Origin of the sequence: Pseudarthrobacter sp. BRE9, from assembly GCF_031844305.1 — a bacterium.
GTDB lineage: Bacteria > Actinomycetota > Actinomycetes > Actinomycetales > Micrococcaceae > Arthrobacter.
In genome coordinates this window covers 106414-126547 of the sequence record NZ_JAUZUY010000007.1, presented here as the reverse complement: position 1 = coordinate 126547, position 20134 = coordinate 106414, and the positions used below count along the sequence as shown (strand labels likewise).

At 67.3% G+C, this 20134-nt stretch carries 14 protein-coding genes; 6 read left to right on the top strand and 8 right to left on the bottom strand.

Translation table 11 applies throughout. The features are described 5' to 3' along the window. Window positions 1-519 carry a DinB family protein gene (locus tag Q9R31_RS14015; RefSeq protein ID WP_311263330.1) on the top strand — a complete coding sequence of 173 codons (519 nt, stop codon included), beginning with the start codon at window positions 1-3 and terminating at the stop codon, window positions 517-519. Window positions 520-541: 22 nt separating this feature from the next. Here the strand turns inward: Q9R31_RS14015 and cydD are convergent, their stop codons facing one another. From cydD to Q9R31_RS14000, 3 genes are read right to left on the bottom strand one after another with little or no spacing between them, the layout of a single operon-like run. Beyond that, window positions 542-3991: a thiol reductant ABC exporter subunit CydD gene (gene cydD, locus Q9R31_RS14010; RefSeq protein ID WP_311263329.1), complete on the bottom strand. Its 3450-nt coding sequence runs from the start codon at window positions 3989-3991 to the stop codon at window positions 542-544. Between the two features lies 1 nt (window position 3992). Continuing rightward, window positions 3993-5042, bottom strand: coding sequence for a cytochrome d ubiquinol oxidase subunit II (gene cydB, locus Q9R31_RS14005; protein WP_311263328.1), 1050 nt, complete (start codon window positions 5040-5042; stop codon window positions 3993-3995). 15 nt (window positions 5043-5057) lie between these two features. Beyond that, entirely contained in the window at window positions 5058-6662 is a 1605-nt protein-coding gene (locus Q9R31_RS14000; protein ID WP_311263327.1) for a cytochrome ubiquinol oxidase subunit I, read from the bottom strand. A gap of 260 nt (window positions 6663-6922) precedes the next feature. Here Q9R31_RS14000 and Q9R31_RS13995 point away from each other — a divergent pair, with 260 nt between their 5' ends. Further along, on the top strand, window positions 6923-7306 hold the full coding sequence (locus Q9R31_RS13995; protein ID WP_311263326.1) for a BlaI/MecI/CopY family transcriptional regulator: 384 nt from the start codon (window positions 6923-6925) through the stop codon (window positions 7304-7306). 6 nt (window positions 7307-7312) lie between these two features. Continuing rightward, a complete protein-coding gene (locus tag Q9R31_RS13990; RefSeq protein WP_311263325.1) occupies window positions 7313-8305 on the top strand; it encodes a M56 family metallopeptidase in 993 nt (330 codons plus the stop codon). Window positions 8306-8391: 86 nt separating this feature from the next. On the opposite strand, the gene Q9R31_RS13985 is transcribed toward Q9R31_RS13990, so the two are convergent. Beyond that, the gene (locus tag Q9R31_RS13985; RefSeq protein ID WP_311263324.1) at window positions 8392-10500 is read right to left on the bottom strand and encodes a DNA topoisomerase IV subunit B; all 2109 of its coding nucleotides are present in this window, start codon (window positions 10498-10500) and stop codon (window positions 8392-8394) included. A 255-nt stretch (window positions 10501-10755) separates the two neighbouring features. Between Q9R31_RS13985 and Q9R31_RS13980 the strand changes: the two genes are divergently transcribed. Further along, window positions 10756-10977, top strand: a complete 222-nt coding sequence (locus tag Q9R31_RS13980; protein ID WP_013600696.1) for a hypothetical protein — start codon at window positions 10756-10758, stop codon at window positions 10975-10977. A 211-nt stretch (window positions 10978-11188) separates the two neighbouring features. Here the strand turns inward: Q9R31_RS13980 and Q9R31_RS13975 are convergent, their stop codons facing one another. The 4 genes from Q9R31_RS13975 to Q9R31_RS13960 form a co-directional block, all read right to left on the bottom strand. Next, window positions 11189-12502, bottom strand: coding sequence for an RNA polymerase sigma factor (locus Q9R31_RS13975; protein WP_311263323.1), 1314 nt, complete (start codon window positions 12500-12502; stop codon window positions 11189-11191). Between the two features lie 315 nt (window positions 12503-12817). Beyond that, window positions 12818-14164 carry a DUF4192 domain-containing protein gene (locus Q9R31_RS13970; RefSeq protein WP_311263322.1) on the bottom strand — a complete coding sequence of 449 codons (1347 nt, stop codon included), beginning with the start codon at window positions 14162-14164 and terminating at the stop codon, window positions 12818-12820. 95 nt (window positions 14165-14259) lie between these two features. Then, window positions 14260-15606 (bottom strand): MFS transporter, encoded by a 1347-nt coding sequence (locus Q9R31_RS13965; protein WP_311263321.1) that lies wholly within the window; start codon window positions 15604-15606, stop codon window positions 14260-14262. Between the two features lie 78 nt (window positions 15607-15684). Further along, a complete protein-coding gene (locus Q9R31_RS13960; RefSeq protein WP_311263320.1) occupies window positions 15685-16623 on the bottom strand; it encodes a PAC2 family protein in 939 nt (312 codons plus the stop codon). 255 nt (window positions 16624-16878) lie between these two features. On the opposite strand from Q9R31_RS13960, the gene Q9R31_RS13955 reads away from it, so the two are divergent. Together Q9R31_RS13955 and lpdA are read left to right on the top strand one after the other, a co-directional pair. Continuing rightward, window positions 16879-18399 carry a leucyl aminopeptidase gene (locus Q9R31_RS13955; protein WP_311263319.1) on the top strand — a complete coding sequence of 507 codons (1521 nt, stop codon included), beginning with the start codon at window positions 16879-16881 and terminating at the stop codon, window positions 18397-18399. Between the two features lie 266 nt (window positions 18400-18665). After that, a complete protein-coding gene (lpdA, locus tag Q9R31_RS13950; protein WP_311263318.1) occupies window positions 18666-20048 on the top strand; it encodes a dihydrolipoyl dehydrogenase in 1383 nt (460 codons plus the stop codon). Window positions 20049-20134: the final 86 nt, after the last annotated feature.

Sequence of the window (20134 nt, the reverse complement as noted above, 5' to 3'; positions counted from 1 at the left end):
ATGCCTATCGTTCCTGATGCCAAGGACTGGACCTGGGTCCTGTCCCGCCCCTGCCCGGAATGCTCCTTCAACGCCTCCACGGCCACGCCGGCAACGGTTCCCGGGAGCATCGAAAGCATGCTCCCCCGCTGGCGGGCCATCCTCCGCCGGCCGGACGCGGCCCAGCGCCCTGATGACGACACGTGGTCCGCGCTGGAGTACGCGTGCCATGTGCGGGACGTCTTCGCACTCTTCGACCAGCGGCTGAACCTGATGCTGGCCGAGGACGGCGCCCAGTTCGAGGATTGGGACCAGGACCGGACAGCCGTTGAGAAGGACTACGCCAACGCCGACCCATCCGAGGTGGCCCGGGAACTGGCGGCAGAAGGACACCAGGCCGCCGAGTCCTTCGCCGGCGTGCGTGAAGAGGACTGGGGACGCAAGGGGCTTCGCAGCAACGGCTCGGAGTTCACCGTCCTCACGCTCTCCCAGTACTTCCTGCACGACGTCGTCCACCACCTTCACGACGTCAACGGCTGACGAAACCCAGCCAGTCCGGCCTTTAGCGGGAAGCGGCCAGGGATCCGCGGGGTTGTCCGGATGAGGCCGAAAGGTCCAGCCGGGCGTCGGCTGCCCTGATGTCTGCCGGGTTGTGGGTGACCAGTACCACGGTCCGGTCCCGCAGTCCCGCGCGCAGGTCCGCGAGCATGTCGGCCGCGGACTCCGCGTCGAGGTGGGCGGTGGGTTCATCCAGCAGGATCACTTCCGCACCGGTCAGCAGCGTCCGTGCCACGGCCAGCCGCTGGCGCTCACCGCCGCTGAGGAAGGCACCGCCGGGGCCGATCCGCGTGTCCAGCCCCGCCGGGAGCCGCCCCACCAGGCCCGCAAGTCCGACGGCGGCCAGGACGGCGTCCAGCTCGCCGTCCGGTTCGTCGTCCGGCGGGGTTGGCGCATCATTGACCGACGGCCGGCCCAGCAGAAGGTTGCCGCGGATGGTGGAGTCGAAAAGGTGCGCCTCCTGCGGGCACCACGCCGCCCTGCCCGTGACGCGGACCTGTCCTGCCGCCGGCGGCAGGAAACCCAGCAGCACCGAGAGCAGGGTGGACTTTCCCGAACCCGACGGCCCGGTGACCGCCAGCCAGCGCCCCGGAGCTGCAACCACATCCACTCCTGAGAAGACCGGGGAGCCGCCCGGCCATGCCGCAGCCACGTCCGCCAGCTCAACGCCGGGCGCACCGCCGGCCCGGCAGGGAACGGCCTGCAGCCCGTCGGACACGCCGCCGCCCTCAAGGGCCCCCGACTCCCCCACCTTGCGCATAACGGCATGGAGCGCGGGAAACTGGCGGACCGCCGTCGTCATCGCGGTATATGGTTCCACCAGCGCGAGCAGCAGGAGGACCACCACGGCTGCGGTGGCCGGGGCAACCTGGGCCCCGAGGACTCCGGGAGCCGCCAGCCATGCGGCGGCCAGGGCAGCGGCGCCGCACGCTGCTGTGGCAACAGCGTGTCCCAGCCCATCAGCCCAAGCTGAGCGCTGGGACGCCCGCGTGGCGTCGCGGTCCTCCGCCAGCAGCGCCTCAAGCACGCGCGGTGCCACGCCGTTTGCGTGCAGTTCGGCCCGCGCGTCCAGGGCCGCCGTGACGCGGCGCAGGACGCCGGAGCGCAGGGACTGCTCGGCGCCGGCGGATTTGCGGTCGCCCCAGAGGGCGGCCGCGGGCGCCAGCAGGAGGCCGCTGACAACCGCGCCGGCCACTGCGGGCAGGGCCGCCGGCACCAGGGCGGCGGTCGCAGCAACGCCCAGGACGGACACCGCGAGCGCCGTGACGGGCGGCAGGACCACGCGTGGGAGGAGGTCACGGACCGTATCGACGTCGTCGATGACCGTCCCCAGCACGTTGCCGCCCTGCAGGAGCCGCCGCAGCGACAGCGCCCTGCGGCTCAGTGACTCCCAGAGCCGGCCGCGCAGGCGGGTGAGCGCGGCGAACACGGCATCGTGCAGCAGCAGCCGTTCCCAGTAGCGGAAGACGGCCCGGCCGATCCCGAAGAACCGGACGCCCACGATGGCGGTCAGGAGGTAGAGGATGGGCGGCTGCTCGCTGGCCCGGATAATGAGCCAGCCAGACAGGCCGGACAGCGCGACGGCGAAGACGGCCGCCAGGGTGCCGACGAAGGCAGCGGCCGCGAATCGGCCCCGGACCGGCGCCAGGAGGGCAGCAAGGAGGCCAGCCGTGCCCGGGGCGGCCTGGCCGGGTACGGCGATGCCGGCGCTGTCGTGGCCGGGGTTGCCCAGTGAGGCATCTGCTGTGGCATCTGCTGTGGCAGCGCCTGCTGTGATGGCGTGGCTTTCCGTGGTCGCAACGGGCAGGACGCGGTCAGGGCTGCCATCCCGTGGTGTTGCCGGCGCGGCCTGGCTTTCCGCTCCCATCGGCACCAGCAGGTCTGCGAGCTGGCGTGTGCGCTGGTTGTGGGCTACCAGGATCACGGTGGCCTGGCCGCGGAGCCCGCGGATGGCGTCCTCCACAATAAGCGCAGATGCATCGTCCAGGTGTGCCGTGGGCTCGTCCAGAAGCAGGAGGGCTGCGCCGGCCTCGATCCTGGCCAGCCCGCGGGCCAGTGCCACGCGGCGCAGCTCGCCCGGGCTCAGCTCCGCCTGGTGCTTCGTTGCCAGGTGGGCGGCGCCGGCGCGGTCAAGGCAGCGGCGGGCAGTCTCTTCGGCGGCCGAACGGTCAGTCCCCCGGCCCGGGTCCGGCAAAAGGTACAGCAGCACCTCATCCAGGACGGTTCCTGCCACCATGACCGGGTGCTGCGGCACCCAGGCCACGGTGCGGCGGTCCAGTCCGCTGATGGATCCGCTAATGCCCGTCCCGCCGCCGGCACCGATGGTTCCGGCCAGTACGCCCAGGACAGTGCTCTTGCCGGCGCCGCTGGGTCCGTCCAGGGCGGTGATCCTGTCCTGCGGCGCGGTGAAGGTGAGGGGCCCGACGGCGGCAGCGGACCGTCCGGCGTAGGTCACCGTGAGTCCGGTGACCTCGAGCGGGGCGCCGGGCCTGCCGGCCTTTGCCGCCGGCAGGGGGGTTGGCTCGGGCGCGCCGGTCACGGCGGCTGTTTCCGCGAGTGCCACCCGGCCGTCGTCGCTGGCATGGTGGGCGGTGCCCAGTTCACGCAGCGGAAGGTAGCAGTCCGGTGCCAGGAGCAGTGCCAGCAGGCCGGCTTCGAGTGGCATGTCCCCGTGGACCAGCCGGACACCGATGAAGACGGCCACCACGGCGACCGAAATGGTGGCGATGAGCTCCAGCGCCAGGGCGGACAGGAACGCGGTCCGCAGGGTGCCCATGGTGCGGGAGCGGTACTCCTCGGAGATTTCCTCCAGGGCCTTGCGCTGCGCGGCGGCCCGGCCCAGTCCCACCAGGACCGGCAGGCCCTTGGCGAGCTCCAGCATGTGGGCGGACAGCCGGGCGAGCGATGCCTGGGCCTGCCGGACGTTGTCCTCGGTGTACCGGCCGATCAGCACCATGAACAGCGGGATCAGGGGCACGGTGAGCACAATGACCAGCGCGCTCACCCAGTCCGCGAAGAGGATCCGGGCGCCCAGCAGCAGCGGCACGGCGGCGCAGTTGACCAGCGCGGGAAGGAACTGGGTGTAGTAGCTGTCCAGGGCGTCCAGGCCTCGGGTGGCCAGCACCGTCAGGCCGCCGTCGGCCGGGCCTGAGGTCCGGACGCCCGTGCGCAGGGCACGCTCCAGCAGCTCCGCCCGGAGCTCTTCCTTGACCCCCAGCGCTGCGCGGCGGGCCGCGACGGCCTGGCCCCAGACGGTCAGGGAGCGGAGGACGACGCCGGCGAGTCCGGCAGCGAGCTGGGTTGCCCAGGCAGGGTTCCCGGCGGCGAGTCCGGCCAGGATGGAGGCCACCGCCTGGCCGATGAGGACCAGGGACAGGGCCTTGAGGGCGGCCAGGACTCCCAGCCAGTAGATGGCTGAACGGGTTGCCGGGCCGGCAGGAAAGGTTGGCCGCACGTCAGCCCTTGGTGGTGAACGCCCTGGCGGCCACTGCCGGGACGAAGCTGTGGGCCTCGGGGATGTGGGCGGCGCTGACGCGGCGGCGGAAGACCCAGTAGGTCCAGGCCTGGTAGGCGATCACCAGGGGAAGGCCGAAGGCTGCCACGATGCTCATCAGTCCCAGGGTGTAGTCCGAGGAGGAGGCGTTGGAGATGGTGAGGTCAAAGGCGCTGTCCAGCGTGGAGGGCAGCACCACCGGGAACACGGCCCCGAAGATGGACGCGGTGCCCAGGACCAGGAAGGCACCCAGGGCCAGGAAGGCCCGGCCTTCGGAGCCCTTCCGGGCCAGGAGCCAGGCGGTGACGGCGGCAGCAACGGCCAGGACGACGGCGGCCCAGGTCCAGGGGCTGCCGTCCATGAACTGGATGGCGAGGGCCCACGCCGCGATGGGCAGGAGCAGGACCGGCAGGAGCCGCACGAACCACTGGCGGGCGCGGTGCCGTACCTCTCCATCGGTCTTGAGTGCCAGGAACGCCAGGGCGTGGAGCAGTGCGAACCCCACGACGGCGATGCCGCCCAGCAGGGCGTAGCCGCTGAACCAGGCCATGGGGCCGCCCTCGCGGTCGCCGTTGGCATTCAGCGGAAGGCCGGTGGTGGTGAGTGCCAGCGCAGCGCCCACGCCAAAGGCGGCGAAGAATGAACCCAGGGCGATGGCCCAGTCCCACCGGTTCCGCCAGCTGTCCCTGTCCACCTTGCCGCGGTATTCGAAGGCCACCGCCCGGAAGATCAGTGCCAGCAGGACCACCAGCAGCGGGAGGTAGAGCGCGGAAAAGAGCGAGGCGTACCAGAGCGGGAAGGCGGCGAAGGTGGCGCCGCCGGCGGTCAGCAGCCACACCTCGTTGCCGTCCCAGACAGGTCCGATGGTGTTCAGCAGCACCCGGCGCTCCGTGTTGTTGCGGGCGAAGAGCTTCATCAGCATCCCCACGCCCAGGTCGAAGCCCTCCAGGAAGAGGTAGCCGGTCCACAGCACCGCGATGGCGATGAACCATATGGTGGGCAGCAGTTCCATAGTTTGTTTCCTCTGCTAGTAGGCGAAGGCCAGGACGTCGTCGGCCGGTTTGGTGTCCCCGTTGCCGCCGGTGCCCGGCGTCGCGTCCTCGTTCTCGTCCACCGGTGCGTGCGCGAGTTCAGGCATCGCGGAAACCACGCCGCCGCGGATGTACTTGACCAGGAGTTTCACCTCAACCACCAGCAGGACTGCGTAGACGGCGGTCAATGCCACGAGGGAGGCGATCAGTTCGCCGGCGGAGACGCCCGGTGATACGGCGGCCGCGGTGAACATGAACACCTGGTCGATGCCGCTGGGATCCGGGTTGGGCGCCACGACGAAGGGCTGGCGGCCCATCTCGGTGAAAATCCATCCGGCGGCGTTCGCGCCGAAGGGGGCCAGGATGCCAAAGACTGCCAGGCGCATCAGCCACCGCGGCTCCGGCACGGTACCCTTTCGGGTGAGCCAGAGTGCCACCAGTGCTGCCAGGGCGGCCAGACCGCCAAAACCGATCATCATCCGGAATCCCCAGTAGGTGACTTCCATGACGGGCACGTATTCGATGTCCTGGCCCGCGCGCTCACCGTAAATGGGGTTGTCCGGGAGGGTGGTTCCGTAGTTGGCCTTGTACTCGGGCAGCAGGCTGTTGACGCCCTTGACTTCGGTGGTGAAGTCGCCCTTGGCCAGGAAGGACAGGATGCCCGGGACCTCGATCACGGCCACGACGTCGTCGCAGTTCCTGGAACCCACGTTTCCGACGCTCAGGACGGAGAAGCCGGTGCCGTCGTGGCAGGCCGCCTCCGCGGCGGCCATCTTCATGGGCTGCTGCTGGAACATCAGCTTGCCCTGCAGGTCACCGGTCACGGCAGTGCCGGCGAAGGAAATCATGGCCACCACGGCGCCGATCCGCAGGGAGCGGATCCACACGCTGTGGTCTGCCCGGTCACGGCCGGGGATGCGGACGTCTTCACCGGGGATGACCTTGCCGTCGGCACCCACCGTGTCGACGCCGTCGTGCCGCCGCCGCCAGAGGTGGTACCAGGCGATGCCCAGGAGGAAACCGCCGGCTACGGCGAGGGCGCCGAACAGGGTGTGCGGGACGGCCACAAGCGCGGTGTTGTTGGTGAAGACGGCCCAGGCATCGGTCATGACGGGCCGGCCGTTGATCATTTCGACCCCTACCGGGTGCTGCATCCAGCTGTTGGCCACGATGATGAAGTAGGCGGAGAGGGCTGATCCGATGACGGCCACCCAGAGGCAGGCAAGGTGGATGGCGGGCTTGAGCTGCTTCCAGCCGAAGATCCACAGGCCCAGGAACGTCGATTCGACGAAGAAGGCCAGGAGGGCTTCAAGGGCCAGCGGGGCGCCGAAGACGTCCCCCACGAAGCGGCTGTACTCGCTCCAGGCCATGCCGAACTGGAATTCCTGCACGATGCCGGTGGCCACGCCCATGATGAAGTTGATGAGGAACAGCTTGCCCCAGAACTTGGTCATGCGCAGGTACTCGGGCTTGCCGGTGCGGTACCAGGCGGTCTGGATGACGGCGACCACCAGGCCCAGGCCAATGGTCAGCGGCACCATCATGAAGTGGTAGACCGTGGTGATACCGAATTGCCAGCGTGCGATTTCCAAGGCGTCCATGGCAGTCCCTACTGTTAGCCAATGCAGTCTTCTACGCTCCGTAGAAATGTAACTTCTACAAAGTGTAGAACATCGGCGGCGGCGGACGAAAACCAGTTGTCCTTACCCAGCATGGCCCGGCAGGCGCCCGCGCGCCACATGTTCTACCCGGTGTAGAACCCAGGGCGGTTTCAGGGTAGATTTAGTGATGTAGTTGAACAACAGCGTGGCGTCACCGGGCACTCAAGAGCACGGTGCGGGGAAATAAAAGGAAAAGTGAAATGGCTAGTCTTGGTGAACTGGAACGGGCAGTCATGGACCTGCTCTGGGCGGGCCAGGAAGCGGCTACGGCCAATACCCTGAGGGACCAGCTGGCGCGCACGTCCGATGCGCAGGGCGGGCCGGGCCACGAGGGCAAGGAACTGGCCGTCACCACGGTACTCACCGTACTCTCCCGCCTGGAAAAGAAAGGGCTGGTTGAACGCGAACGCGGAACCCGCCCGCACCGGTACCAGGCCGTGTCCAGCCGTGCCGACCACACCGCCGAACTGATGCATGAGGTCCTCGGATCAGCCCCGGACCGCGAGGCCGTCCTGGCCCGCTTCATCGGGTCCGTGTCCGAAGGTGAAGCCGAGACGCTGCGCAAACTGCTGGGCCACCTCTAGCACACCATGTTCTGGGCCTCATACCTGCTGGCGGTCCTTGCGATAATACTGGCCTGGCCGGTGCCAATCCTCCTGTCACGGGCACAATGGCCGGCCAGGTCGCCGTTCACGGCAATGGTGCTGTGGCAGGCGATCGCGCTCGCGGGTGGACTGTCCATGATCGGCGCCATGCTGGTCTACGGCCTGGAACCAATCGGTGACAACCTGATCGCAGGGCTCCGCGCACTGGGAGGCATGGTGCTGTTCAACGCCCCCACCACGGCGTTGGGCTTTTGGCATATCTTTGCCCTGTCCACAGCTGCCCTGCTGACGGCCCACCTGGTCTTCACGCTGCTGCTGACGTACTACAAAATCCAGCGGCAGCGGCGCAGGCACAGGGAACTGCTCGCCCTGCTGGCCTCCCCATCGGCCCAGGATGCCGGAACGCTGGTCATCAGCCACGACTCCCCGGTCGCCTACTGCCTTCCGGGCGGCGCCCGCTCCGTGACCGTCCTGTCGGACGGCCTGATGGCTGCCCTCGAACCGGCCGAGCTGCGCGCCGTCCTGATTCACGAGAACGCCCACTTGAGCCAGCGCCACCACCTGCTGCTCTGGGCCTTCGCCGCCTGGCGTCAGGCCCTCCCGTGGCTGCCCACCACCCGGCTGGCCCAGGAATCCGTCAACTCGCTGATCGAGATGCTCGCCGACGACGTCGCCCTGCGGACCGAGAGCAAGGCCACCCTCATCAAGGCGATCGCCATCGTGGCCAGCGGCTCTACGGGAAGCGCCGGCGCCGGCGACATCCGGCAGTCCTCGCCCACGCTGGCACTGACCGGGCTGGAGGCGGCGTCGGGCGGACCGGGTTCGGATGCGGTCAGGACCGCAGCCTCGCGGGTCAGCCGCCTCCTGACGCCGCAGCCCCAGCTTCCCGCCGCCGTCCGCAGCGCCGTCCTGGCCGGCTCCGTCCTGCTGCTGGCGTTGCCCACTGCGCTGCTGGTGGTTCCGGGCCTGCTGGGCTGAGTCCCGCCGTCGTACGCCCTGCCCTGGGCCGCACCTACCGGTGGTTGGGCTGCCGAGACCCTGGTTTCGACAAGCTCACCCACCGGTCAGGCGTCGATGCGCTCCCGGTCCAGGCTGGACGCGCCCGCGATGATGAAGTCCTTGCGCGGGGAAACGTCCGAGCCCATCAGCAGGTCGAAGATCTCCTCCGCCTGCTGCGCGTTGTCGATTCCCACCTTGCGCAGGGTGCGGTGCCGCGGGTCCATGGTGGTTTCCGCCAGCTGCTCGGCATCCATCTCCCCCAGGCCCTTGTACCGCTGGATCGGTTCCTTGTACCGCTTGCCCTCCTTGGCCAGGCGGGCCAGCAGGACGTGGAGTTCGGCCTCGGAGTAGGTGTAGATCATTTCGTTGGCCTTCTGGCCGGCGTTGATGACCTCCACCCGGTGCAGCGGCGGAACCGCGGCGAACACCCTGCCCTCCAGGATCATGGGCCGCATGTAGCGGAAGAAAAGGGTCAGCAGCAGGGTCCGGATGTGGGCGCCGTCAACGTCGGCGTCGGTCATGAGGATCACCTTGCCGTACCGGGCGGCACTGATGTCGAAGCTGCGGCCGGAGCCCGCGCCCACCACCTGGATAAGGGCGGCGCATTCGGCGTTGGAGAGCATGTCCCCCACCGACGCCTTCTGGACGTTGAGGATCTTGCCGCGGATGGGCAGCAGGGCCTGGAAGTCGGAGGAGCGGGCCAGCTTGGCGGTGCCCAGCGCGGAGTCGCCTTCCACGATGAACAGTTCGGAACGTTCGACGTCGTCCGTCCGGCAATCGGCGAGCTTGGTGGGCATCGAGGAGGTTTCCAGCGCGTTCTTGCGCCGTTGTGTTTCCTTGTGCACGCGGGCCGAGATGCGCGACTTCATCTCGCTGACGATCTTTTCCAGCAGCAGGGCGGACTGGGCTTTGTCGTTCCGGTTGCTGGAGGACAGTTTGGCGGAGATCTCACGCTCCACCACCCGGGCCACGATGGCACGAACGGCGCTTGTGCCGAGGATCTCCTTGGTCTGGCCCTCAAACTGCGGCTCCGCGAGCCGTACTGTGAGCACCGCCGTCAAGCCGGCGAAGATGTCGTCCTTTTCGATCTTGTCGTTTCCGGCTTTGAGCTTGCGGGCGTTAGTCTCGACGGCTTTCCGGAACGTCTTGACCAGCGCCTGCTCGAACCCTGACTGGTGCGTGCCGCCTTTCGGGGTGGCGATGATGTTCACGAAGCTGCGCACGCTGCTGTCGTAGCCGATGCCCCAGCGCAGCGCCACGTCCACTTCGCAGTCCCGTTCAACCTCGGCCAGCTGGCTGTGTCCGCGTTCGTCGAGTACCGGGACAGTCTCCTTGAACTTCCCTGAGCCGTGCAGCCGCCACACATCGGTCACGGCCGGGTCTGCGGCCAGGAACTCGACAAATTCCGAGATGCCGCCGTCGTGGTGGAAGACCTCCTCATGCGGACCGGCCTCGCCCGGGGTTCCGGGGAGCTTGCGCTCATCGCGCACGGTGAGCTTGAGGCCGGGCACCAGGAAGGACGTCTGGCGGGCACGGGCAACAAGGTCGTCGTAGGAGAACTTGGCATCCGGGGTGAAAATCTGCCGGTCTGCCCAGTAGCGGATCCGGGTGCCGGTGACTCCGCGCTTGGCTTTGCCCACAATGTCCAGCACCGAGTCGTCGACGAACGGGGTGAAGGGTGCGGCCGGGTCGATCTTGGATCCGACGTCCTTGAAGCGGCCGGGCTCGCCCCGGCGGAAGGACATCTTGTAGGTTTTGCCGCCGCGGTCCACCTCGACGTCAAGCCGCGAGGAGAGGGCGTTGACCACCGACGCGCCGACGCCGTGCAGGCCGCCGGAGGCGGTGTAGGAGCCGCCCCCGAACTTGCCGCCTGCGTGCAGCTTGGTGAACACCACTTCGACGCCGGTGAGTCCCGTCTTGGGTTCCTTGTCGATGGGAATGCCGCGGCCGTCGTCGTGGATCTCCACGGAATTGTCCGCGTGGAGGATGATGCGAATGTCGTGGCCGAACCCGGCCAGGGCCTCGTCCACGGAGTTGTCGATGATTTCCCAGAGGCAGTGCATGAGGCCACGTGAGTCGGTTGAGCCGATGTACATGCCCGGGCGCTTGCGGACGGCTTCGAGGCCTTCCAGTACGGAAAGGTGCCGGGCGGTGTACTCAGAGCTTGGTGCCACTGGTGATGAACTCCTTCAGGGACGTGGAAGCGGCGCGTGACCGCACCTTCTAGGGTAGTCGGCGGCAGCGGCGACAGGCGCCTGCCACACCCCCGGTCCCCTGTGCGGCGCGCCACCAGCCCCCGTGATGCGCGGAACTGGGTAATTCTTGACCTAACCTTGCGGATACGCGGACAGCGAACTTGCCCCATCCTTGCGATGGTTCGGATACGAATACTGGTTATATAGATGTACTGATCTACTAAGGAGGCCGACATGACAACAGCAGTGGCAGACCGCACACTAAACGCACTCGACCGGTGCGACCGTTGCGGAGCCCAGGCATATGTGCGGGTTGTACTCGAGTCCTCCGGCGGTGAGCTGTTGTTCTGCGGCCACCACGCCCGTGCAGTCGAGGCGACGCTCAAGCCGTTGAGCTCCGACTGGCACGATGAAACGGGAAAGCTTCACGAGAAAGCTGCCGTGGAAATCGACTAGATGAGGCATCGGTAACAACGAACCCAGCGGGGCCCTTCCACCACGGAAGGGCCCCGCAGGCGTTTAAGGGCAAGGCTAAAGGCACCGAGGGCAAACGCCGCTGCCGGCCAGCCGGGACAAAGACCAGCCGGGACAAAGAGAGCAGGGGCCGTTCCGAAATCCACTGTTGAAGTGGTTCGGAACGGCCCCTGCTCTGCTGGGCGGAAGAGACCTAGTCCAGGTAGTCCCGCAGCACCTGGGACCGGGAGGGGTGGCGGAGCTTGGACATGGTCTTCGACTCGATCTGGCGGATCCGCTCGCGGGTGACGCCGTAGACCTTTCCGATTTCGTCTAAAGTCTTGGGCTGTCCGTCGGTCAGGCCGAACCGCATGGCGACCACGCCTGCCTCGCGCTCCGAAAGGGTGTCCAGGACCGAGTGCAGCTGCTCCTGCAGGAGGGTGAAGCTCACGGCGTCAGCCGGAACAACAGCTTCCGAGTCCTCGATCAGGTCGCCGAACTCGGAATCGCCGTCCTCACCCAGGGGGGTGTGCAGCGAAATCGGCTCGCGGCCGTACTTCTGGACCTCGACAACCTTTTCGGGCGTCATGTCCAGCTCGAGGGCAAGCTCTTCAGGGGTGGGTTCGCGGCCCAGGTCCTGCAGCATCTGGCGCTGTACACGCGCCAGCTTGTTGATGACCTCAACCATGTGCACCGGAATACGGATGGTGCGGGCCTGGTCGGCCATGGCGCGGGTGATGGCCTGGCGGATCCACCAGGTGGCGTAGGTGGAGAACTTGAAGCCCTTGGTGTAGTCGAACTTCTCCACGGCGCGGATGAGGCCAAGGTTGCCTTCCTGAATCAGGTCCAGGAACAGCATGCCGCGGCCGGTGTAGCGCTTGGCCAGCGAGACCACCAGGCGGAGGTTGGCCTCCAGCAGGTGGTTCTTGGCGCGCTTGCCGTCGTGGATGATGAACTCAAGCTCACGCTTGTACTTCGGATCCATGGAGCCGTCGTCTGCGGCAATCTTTTCCTCGGCGAACAGCCCGGCTTCGATCCGCAGTGCAAGGTCGACTTCCTGCTCCGCGTTGAGCAGCGCCACCTTACCGATCTGCTTCAGGTAGTCCTTGACGGGGTCAGCCGTGGCACCGGCGGACATGACCTGCTGCACAGGGGCGTCATCGTCGTCTGCATCGGAGTAGACGAAGCCCTTGCCGCTGCCGGCGGCACCCTTAACGGGATCGGCGTCGGCGTCCTCTGCTGCATCCGGACCTTCAAGGACGATGTCGTCGAGGTCTTCCTCGACGTCTTCGACCTCGTCCGGGTCAACGTCACCGGCGGACTTTCCCGCAGCCTCGGCTGCAGCCTTTGCGCCGGGCTTGGGCCCACGCTTCTTGGGCTCGCGCTTGCCGTCGCCTGCAGCCTCCCCGGCCGAAGCCTTGTTGGCGGCCCGAGTGGCTGCCCGCTTGGCATTGGTCGCGGCCTGCTTCTCCTCAGGGGACAAGACATCCTGGGCGGCGGAATCCTTCTTCGTGGAAGACGGGGTCACAGAAAACCTTTCTAGCGGTGGTCTGTGGAATCACCATACGGGCAACACCACTATGACCCTGTCAAGTCCGTGGTGAAAACCAAGCACCACCACGGCCGGCAGAGTCACTTAAGACAACTCCCGGAGCGGCTGTAATGTTCCCTTGCGGGGACGGTTACAAGCACTCGATACACGGACCCAACCGGGTCTCGGCATCCATTGTCTCACGATTTGCCCGGATCCGGCCTCCCCTGCCGCCATCCGTTCCTGCTGCCCTTGGCCGGCCCACCACCGCAGGTCCCAAGTACTCCGCGCGTCAGTCCGGTTGACCCCCATTCACAGCGTTTCCTTTTCCCCTGCGGGATCCTTCCGGAATTTTTGCCAGGCCGCATCCTTGCGTGCGGCCCAGCCACAGAGCGTTCCCCGGCCCACGAGATCCAGCAGGAGTTCCGCAAGCCTGTATTCCGGCTCGAGCTGAAGGGCCTGGCCCAGGTGGGCAGCGGCGTAGGAGCCGCGGCCCCGGCACCAGGCAACCCAGCCTCGGAGCGTCAGCGCCGCGGCGGCCGGGGCCCCGCCGAGCACTGCCAGTTGCCCCAGGATCCTGTCCAGCGCGTCCAGTCCGGCCCAGTCGGGCACCTCCGGCGCCAGGCCCATGAGGACCTCGCCGTACCCGGCAGGAACAGTGCCGGAAGCGGGATCGGAATCGGTACTGCGCGTCCCTCGCCATACTCCCGCCGCACGGATTGATGCCCGGTCCGTTTCCACCCGCAGTTCCGTTGTCCCCGGTTTTGTCGCCCGCTGCTTCCGGCCGGAGAATTCCGCCGGAGGCAGCAACGGCAGGGCCACCACGGAAGCGTCACTGCCGCCCCCGCCCCCGTCCGCCAGGACGCCAAATTGTTCTGCGCCTGCCTCCGCCGCTGCCCTGCCGGCCGCGGCCATCACGAGCACGGCATCACGCCAGGTGGGAACGAGCAGCGTTGCGCGAAGGAAGGCGTCCCGCTCAACATCCGGAATCCACGGCCCGTCATGGCTCCTGTCCAGCAGCATCTCCCAGAAGTCGAGCACCGCGGTGAACTGTGCCCGGCTCCGGGACAGCCCGCCAAGCTCCCCCTCCCAGCCGGCCTGTGCCTCCAGAACGGCCGCCAGGTGCATGGCCGGGACGGGAGCTTCCGGCGCCGTCCCGGCTCTTGGGGCGGGCCCAACACTGCTGCCCCGGTACACCATTTCCGTATTCAGCATGCTGTCCCTGATCTGCTGCACCGGACGTCCTGGAAGCGGGCAACACGCGGCATCGCTGCAAAAAGCGTCCCGCCAGTACTCATCGCCCACAAACCAGGCATCACGGACGGGCATCCCTGCCCGGTCCAGCACCCTCTGGACCGTGCAGACCAAAAGGTCGTACGCGGAGGGCCGTTCCATTCCGGCATCACTGGTGAACACCGCCAGCAAAGTGCCGTCAGCCTCCTGGTCTGATTGGAGGTAGCGGCGGACGGCACGGGCAAACATGGCGGGGTCCGCCTGTGCCTCCGGCCCCGGAAGGTCAAGCCGCAGCGTGGCTCCCAGCCTGGTGCCGTGCAGCGTCATGGCCACCAGGCTGGCGGCTGGCCAGTACCCGAGCGAATGTGGAATGAAGCCAAGAATGTCTTCCGGCCCGCGGACTACTAATCGTTCTGAAGCTGTCATGGCTCCAGCATTCGCCGCCAGGCGATGACGCGGACAGTGGCCTTTTCGGCTATGTGGGTAACCGGTGCAGTGGAGGACGAGTGAAAGGTGCAGGCTCAGTCGTCGGTGGGCGTTGGCTGGCGGCGACGGGCCAGGCTCTCCCGGCGCTGCCGGGCGATGGCGCTGCGCAGCGGCGGAACCACGATCCCCTGGGCGGCCATTTGCCGTCGTACTTTCCGCCGGGAGGCCACGATGGCCGCGGCACCGATCGCCATGAGCAGGAACTGGACGCTCAGGGCCAGCCGGAAGGGGGCCAGGCCGTAGAGCACCCCCTGCGAAAACCCGGTGGCGTAGAGGACGTCGAGCACCAGGCCAATCAGGAAGATGGACACCAGGGCAGCGATGAAGCCACCAACGTTGACGATGCCCGTCGCAGTGCCGATCCGGTGCGCGGGGTTGAAGGTCCGGGCGAAGTCGAAGCCGATCATTGAACCGGGTCCGCCGATTGCCAGCACCACCACCAGGCCGGCCAGCAGCCACAGCGGGGCGCGTCCGGGCAGCAGCAGCACCGCGGCCCACGCTGCGGCGGTGGCGCCGGCGATCAGCAGCACCATAGTGGAACGGCGCAGCGGGTGGCGCGAAACGAAGCGCCCGATGAACGGGCCCACGGCCATGGCGGCGGCGACGTACAGCGCCATAAGGGCGGCAACAGTACCGGCGTCCAGGCCCTGGCCGGAGATCAGGAACGGATAGCCCCACGTCATCGCGAAGACGGTACCGCTGAACTGGATGGTGAAGTGGCTCCACATCCCCAGCCGGGTCCCGGGCTGGCGCCAGGCGCGGGCCAGCGAGGCCCCTGTGGCCCGAAGTCCCTGCCGGGCGTGCGGCCGCCCGGTCCCGGGCGGCGCATCCTGCAGGAGCAGGAGTACCAGCACGACGGCGAGGGCGGACATCCCTGCCAGCATCAGGAAAGCGGGGGTCCAGCCGGACAGGTGCAGGACCAGCGCGAACGGCAGGACACTGAACAGTTGCCCCAACTGGCCGGACATGCCGGTCAGCTGGGTGACCAGGGGCACGCGGGCGGGGGCGAACCACAGCGGGATGAGCCGGATCACCGAGATAAAGGTCATGGCATCGCCGGCTCCCACGAGGACACGGCCCAGGACTCCCCCGGGAATGCTTTCAGCGAACGCCAGCTGCAGCTGCCCGAGCCCCATCAGGACTGCGCCGCCTGCGATCATGGCGCGCGAGCCGAACCTGTCCACCAGCAGGCCCACCGGGATCTGGAGCCCGGCATAGACCAGCAGCTGCAGGACAGTGAAGAAGGAGATGGCGGAGGCGCTGGCGTGGAACCGCTCCGTGGCTTCGAGCCCCACGACACCAAAGGACGTCCGCTGTGCCACGGCCACCAGGTACCCGAAAATTCCAATGGTCCAGATAAGCCAGGCGCGGGGAGCAGTCACTCCTTCATTATGCCCGGCCGGCGCCGGCCGGCCCGGAAGCTGTGACGCGGAACTCCTGCCCGGTGCTGCTGCCGGGTGCTACTGCCCAGGGTTCTCCCTGGCCAGGTAGGCCTCCACGGCGGCACCCAGGTCGTCGGCGTCGGGAAGCTCATCATTCTCATTCGCCAGGAGCGACCGGCGCACCATGCCGTCCGCTTTCTCGTCGTACCGCGTTTCGAGGCGGGAGACCACCTGCTGGACCTCCTCGGACGCCTCGATCTGCTGCGCGATCTGCCGGCTGACCTCGCGGCCGGACTCACGGAGCCGGTCGGTGGGCAGCATCAGGGACGATGCGGCGCCCAGGTACTCCAGCCCGGCGACGGCGGCGGTGGGATACTCGGCCTCAGCAAGGTAGTGCGGCACGTGGATGACGTACCCGGCAACATTGCGTCCCGCCTCCACGAGGCGCAGCTCCAGGATGTGGCCAACAGCCGCGGGCACTTCGACCGTGGGCTTCCATACGGAGATGCCCTCGATCAGCTCGGGCCGGTTCCCGTGCACCGTCACACCAACGGGCCGGGTATGCGGCACGGGCATAGGGATGGAGTGGATCCAGGTGACCAGGTTAACGTCCAGCTGTTCCACGATATTCACCACGGCGCGGGCGAACCGTTCCCACTGCAGGTCGGGTTCGAAGCCGGCCAGGAGGAGGAAGGGCTTGCCCAGTCCGTCGACCAGCCGGTAGAGGGCCAGCCGCGGCTCCTGGTAGTCCTGCACGTGGTCTTCCACGAAGGTCAGGTGCGGGCGGCGGGACCGGTAGTCGATCAACTGGTCAGCGTCGAAGACCGCAACCGGCTGGGCATCGAGGGTGTCCAGCAGTTCGGCGTTGATCTGCTTGACCACATGGCCGGCATCGGCGAAACCGGTGAAACCCATGACCAGGTTCAGCCCCTGCAGACCGGGGCTGTGGAACAGCTCGATGTTGCTGGCATAAAGCGCGTCGGGGTCCAGCAGGGAGCCGGAAATCCGTTCAAGCACGGCGTGTTCCTTTCAGGGTACGGGTGGCTATCTTTCACAACGCGGCAGGGGCACCCGGCATTCCGCGGCACGGTGTGGCGCACATCTCAGGAAATTCTCCCGCTGTGCAGGGGAAGGGCTACGATCGGAACTGGCCTGCCAGGCGGGCTTGCACGCACCCGGACACCGTCCAGAACGGCCGGATCCGGGCCACCATGGCAGAGCGCCCAACATGCATCCCTGCCCGAACGTTTCGAGAATTGAGGACTCATCCCTGTGGTCAAGAATACTGAAGTCAACCTTAGTACCGTCTCGCGGGACCTTAAGAAGCACCCCAGCGATGCAGTGGTTATCGGGGTGGGGCAGGGAAGCGACGGGCCCGTCCTGCTGGACAACCCCCTGACGGCGAAGTCCGCGGAGGCCCTGGCTGACTCCCTCAAGGCGCTCGGACTGACCGGCGCGGCGGACCAGCTCGTCCGCCTCCCCGGCCTGCCCGAGACCGGTGCCGGCATCCTGGTCCTCGCCGGGGTAGGAAAGGTGTCTGACAGCAGCCCGCTCGGGGGCGAGTCGCTCCGCCGGGCAGCAGGATCGGCCGTCCGGCAGCTGGCCGGCCTCGCCACTGTTACCCTGGCGTTCCCGACGGCGACAGTGCAGGATGTCACGGCGGTCGCCGAGGGTGCCGCGCTCGGCGCCTACTCGTTCACCGAGTTCCGGTCTTCCATGGACGGGCTCAAGGATCCCGTCCGCAATGCCGTCATCTTCACGGAACTGGCCGGCCCGGACCTGGATGCCGCACTCAAGCGCGCCGCGCTGGTGGCAAAGGCTGTCAACGCCACCCGGTCCCTTGTCAACACGCCGCCGAGCCACCTGTACCCGGAGTCCTTCGCGGAAGCCGCCAAGGACCTCGCCAAGGGCCTCCCCGTCAAGGTCACCGTCTGGGACGAAAAGCGCCTTGAGAAGGAAGGCTTCGGCGGCATCATGGGCGTGGGCAAGGGCTCCACGCGGCAGCCGCGCCTGGTCAAGGTGGAGTACTCCCCCGCCAAGGCCACTGCCAAGGTGGCCCTGGTGGGCAAGGGCATCACGTTCGACACCGGCGGCATCTCCCTCAAGCCGGCCCTGAACATGGGCGACATGAAGAGCGACATGGCGGGCGCCGCCGTCGTGCTTAACACTGTCCTGGCCCTGGCCGGCCTCGGCCTGCCGGTGAAGGCGACCGCCTGGCTGTGCATCGCAGAGAACATGCCCGGCGGCGGCGCCTCGCGCCCTGCCGATGTGCTCACCATGTTCGGCGGCAAGACGGTCGAAGTCCTCAACACAGACGCGGAAGGGCGCCTGGTGATGGCGGACGGCATTGTCGCTGCCAGCCGCGAATACCCGGACGCCATCATCGACGTGGCCACGCTGACCGGCGCGCAGCTCATCGCACTGGGCAACCGCACTGCCGGTGTCATGGGCTCGGAGATCGTTACGGGTGCCCTCAAGGCAGCGGCCGACCGCGCCGGCGAACTGGTCTGGCCGATGCCCCTGCCCGAGGAGCTGCGCCCCAGCCTGGATTCCCAGGTGGCGGACCTGGCCAACATCGGCGAACGCCACGGCGGCATGATGACCGCCGCTGTGTTCCTGCGCGAGTTCGTGGGTAAGGACAAGGCGGGCGAACAGATCCCCTGGGCGCACATCGATATCGCGGGGCCGTCCTTTAACAACGGCAGCCCCTACGGCTACACCCACAAGCAGGGCACCGGATGCACTGTCCGCACCCTGGTTGCGTATGTGGAGGACATCCTGGCCGCGGCCTGAGCACCTGCCCGGGCGAAGGATGCCGCCCCGATGTCACGCGGCTTTGCGGTGGAGTGATTCCTCTGCCACAGGGCCGCGTGACACTGGACACAAGCGCTCCACAAACGCAGCGCCAAGGTGGAGCATGGATAGGTGGTTCGCTAAGGTGAACCACGGTAGTCACAAATGCAAGAGAATTGCCCTGCTGACATAATCACGGCAGGGCAAGTTCCAAGACCAGATGATGCGCGCAGAACGCGTCATCGTTCACGCGAGGGAGCGTTTTAGTGGCCGATCAGGCAACTGCGCAAGAATTCGACATCCTGGTACTCGGTGGCGGCAGCGGCGGATACGCTGCGGCGCTGCGTGCGGTACAGCTCGGCCTCACCGTCGGCCTCGTGGAGAAGGGCAAGCTGGGCGGCACCTGCCTCCACAACGGCTGCATCCCCACCAAGGCCCTGCTGCACTCCGCAGAGCTGGCCGACCACGCCCGTGACTCCGCCAAGTACGGCGTGAACGTCACCCTCGACAGCATCGACATCAACGCTGTCAACGCGTACAAGGACGGCATCATCGCCGGCAAGTACAAGGGCCTCCAGGGCCTCATCAAGTCCAAGGGCATCACCGTCATCGAAGGTGAGGGCAAGCTCCAGGGCACCGACACCGTCGTGGTGAACGGCACCGCCTACAAGGGCAAGAACATCGTCCTGGCCACCGGCTCCTACTCGCGCACCCTTCCCGGCCTGGAAATCGGCGGCAAGGTCATCACCTCCGACCAGGCCCTGACCATGGACTACATCCCCAAGAGCGCCATCATCCTGGGCGGCGGCGTCATCGGCGTCGAGTTCGCTTCGGTGTGGAAGTCCTTCGGCGTGGACGTCACCATCGTGGAGGGCCTGCCCTCGCTGGTCCCCAACGAGGACGCCACCATCGTCAAGAACTTCGAGCGCGCCTTCAAGAAGCGCGGCATCAAGTTCTCCACCGGAATCTTCTTCCAGGGCGTCGAGCAGAATGACGACGGCGTCAAGGTCACCTTGGTGGACGGCAAGACCTTCGAGGCGGACCTGCTCCTCGTCGCCGTCGGCCGCGGCCCCGTCACGGCCAACCTCGGTTACGAGGAAGCCGGCATCACCATCGACCGCGGCTTCGTCATCACCAACGAGCGCCTGCACACCGGCGTGGGCAACATCTACGCCGTGGGCGACATCGTCCCCGGTGTGCAGCTGGCCCACCGCGGCTACCAGCAGGGCATCTTCGTGGCCGAGGAAATCGCCGGCCTAAAGCCCGTGGTGGTCGAGGACATCAACATCCCCAAGGTCACCTACTCCGAACCCGAGATCGCCACGGTCGGCTACACCGAGAAGGCTGCCAAGGAAAAGTTCGGCGAAGACCAGGTGCAGACCCAGGAATACAACCTGGCCGGCAACGGCAAGAGCTCCATCCTGGGTACCTCCGGCCTGGTCAAGCTGGTCCGCCAGAAGGACGGCCCCGTGGTGGGCGTCCACATGATCGGCGCACGCATGGGCGAGCAGGTGGGCGAGGCCCAGCTGATCGTGAACTGGGAAGCCTACCCGGAGGACGTGGCACAGCTCGTGCACGCCCACCCCACCCAGAACGAGGCCCTGGGCGAAGCCCACCTGGCACTCGCGGGCAAGCCCCTTCACGGCTAGTCTCCCCCAAGCACCAAAGGGCCTGGTGCACCCGGCACGAAATGCCGGGTGCACTAGGCTGGCCAACAAGGCAGCAATCATCCGCA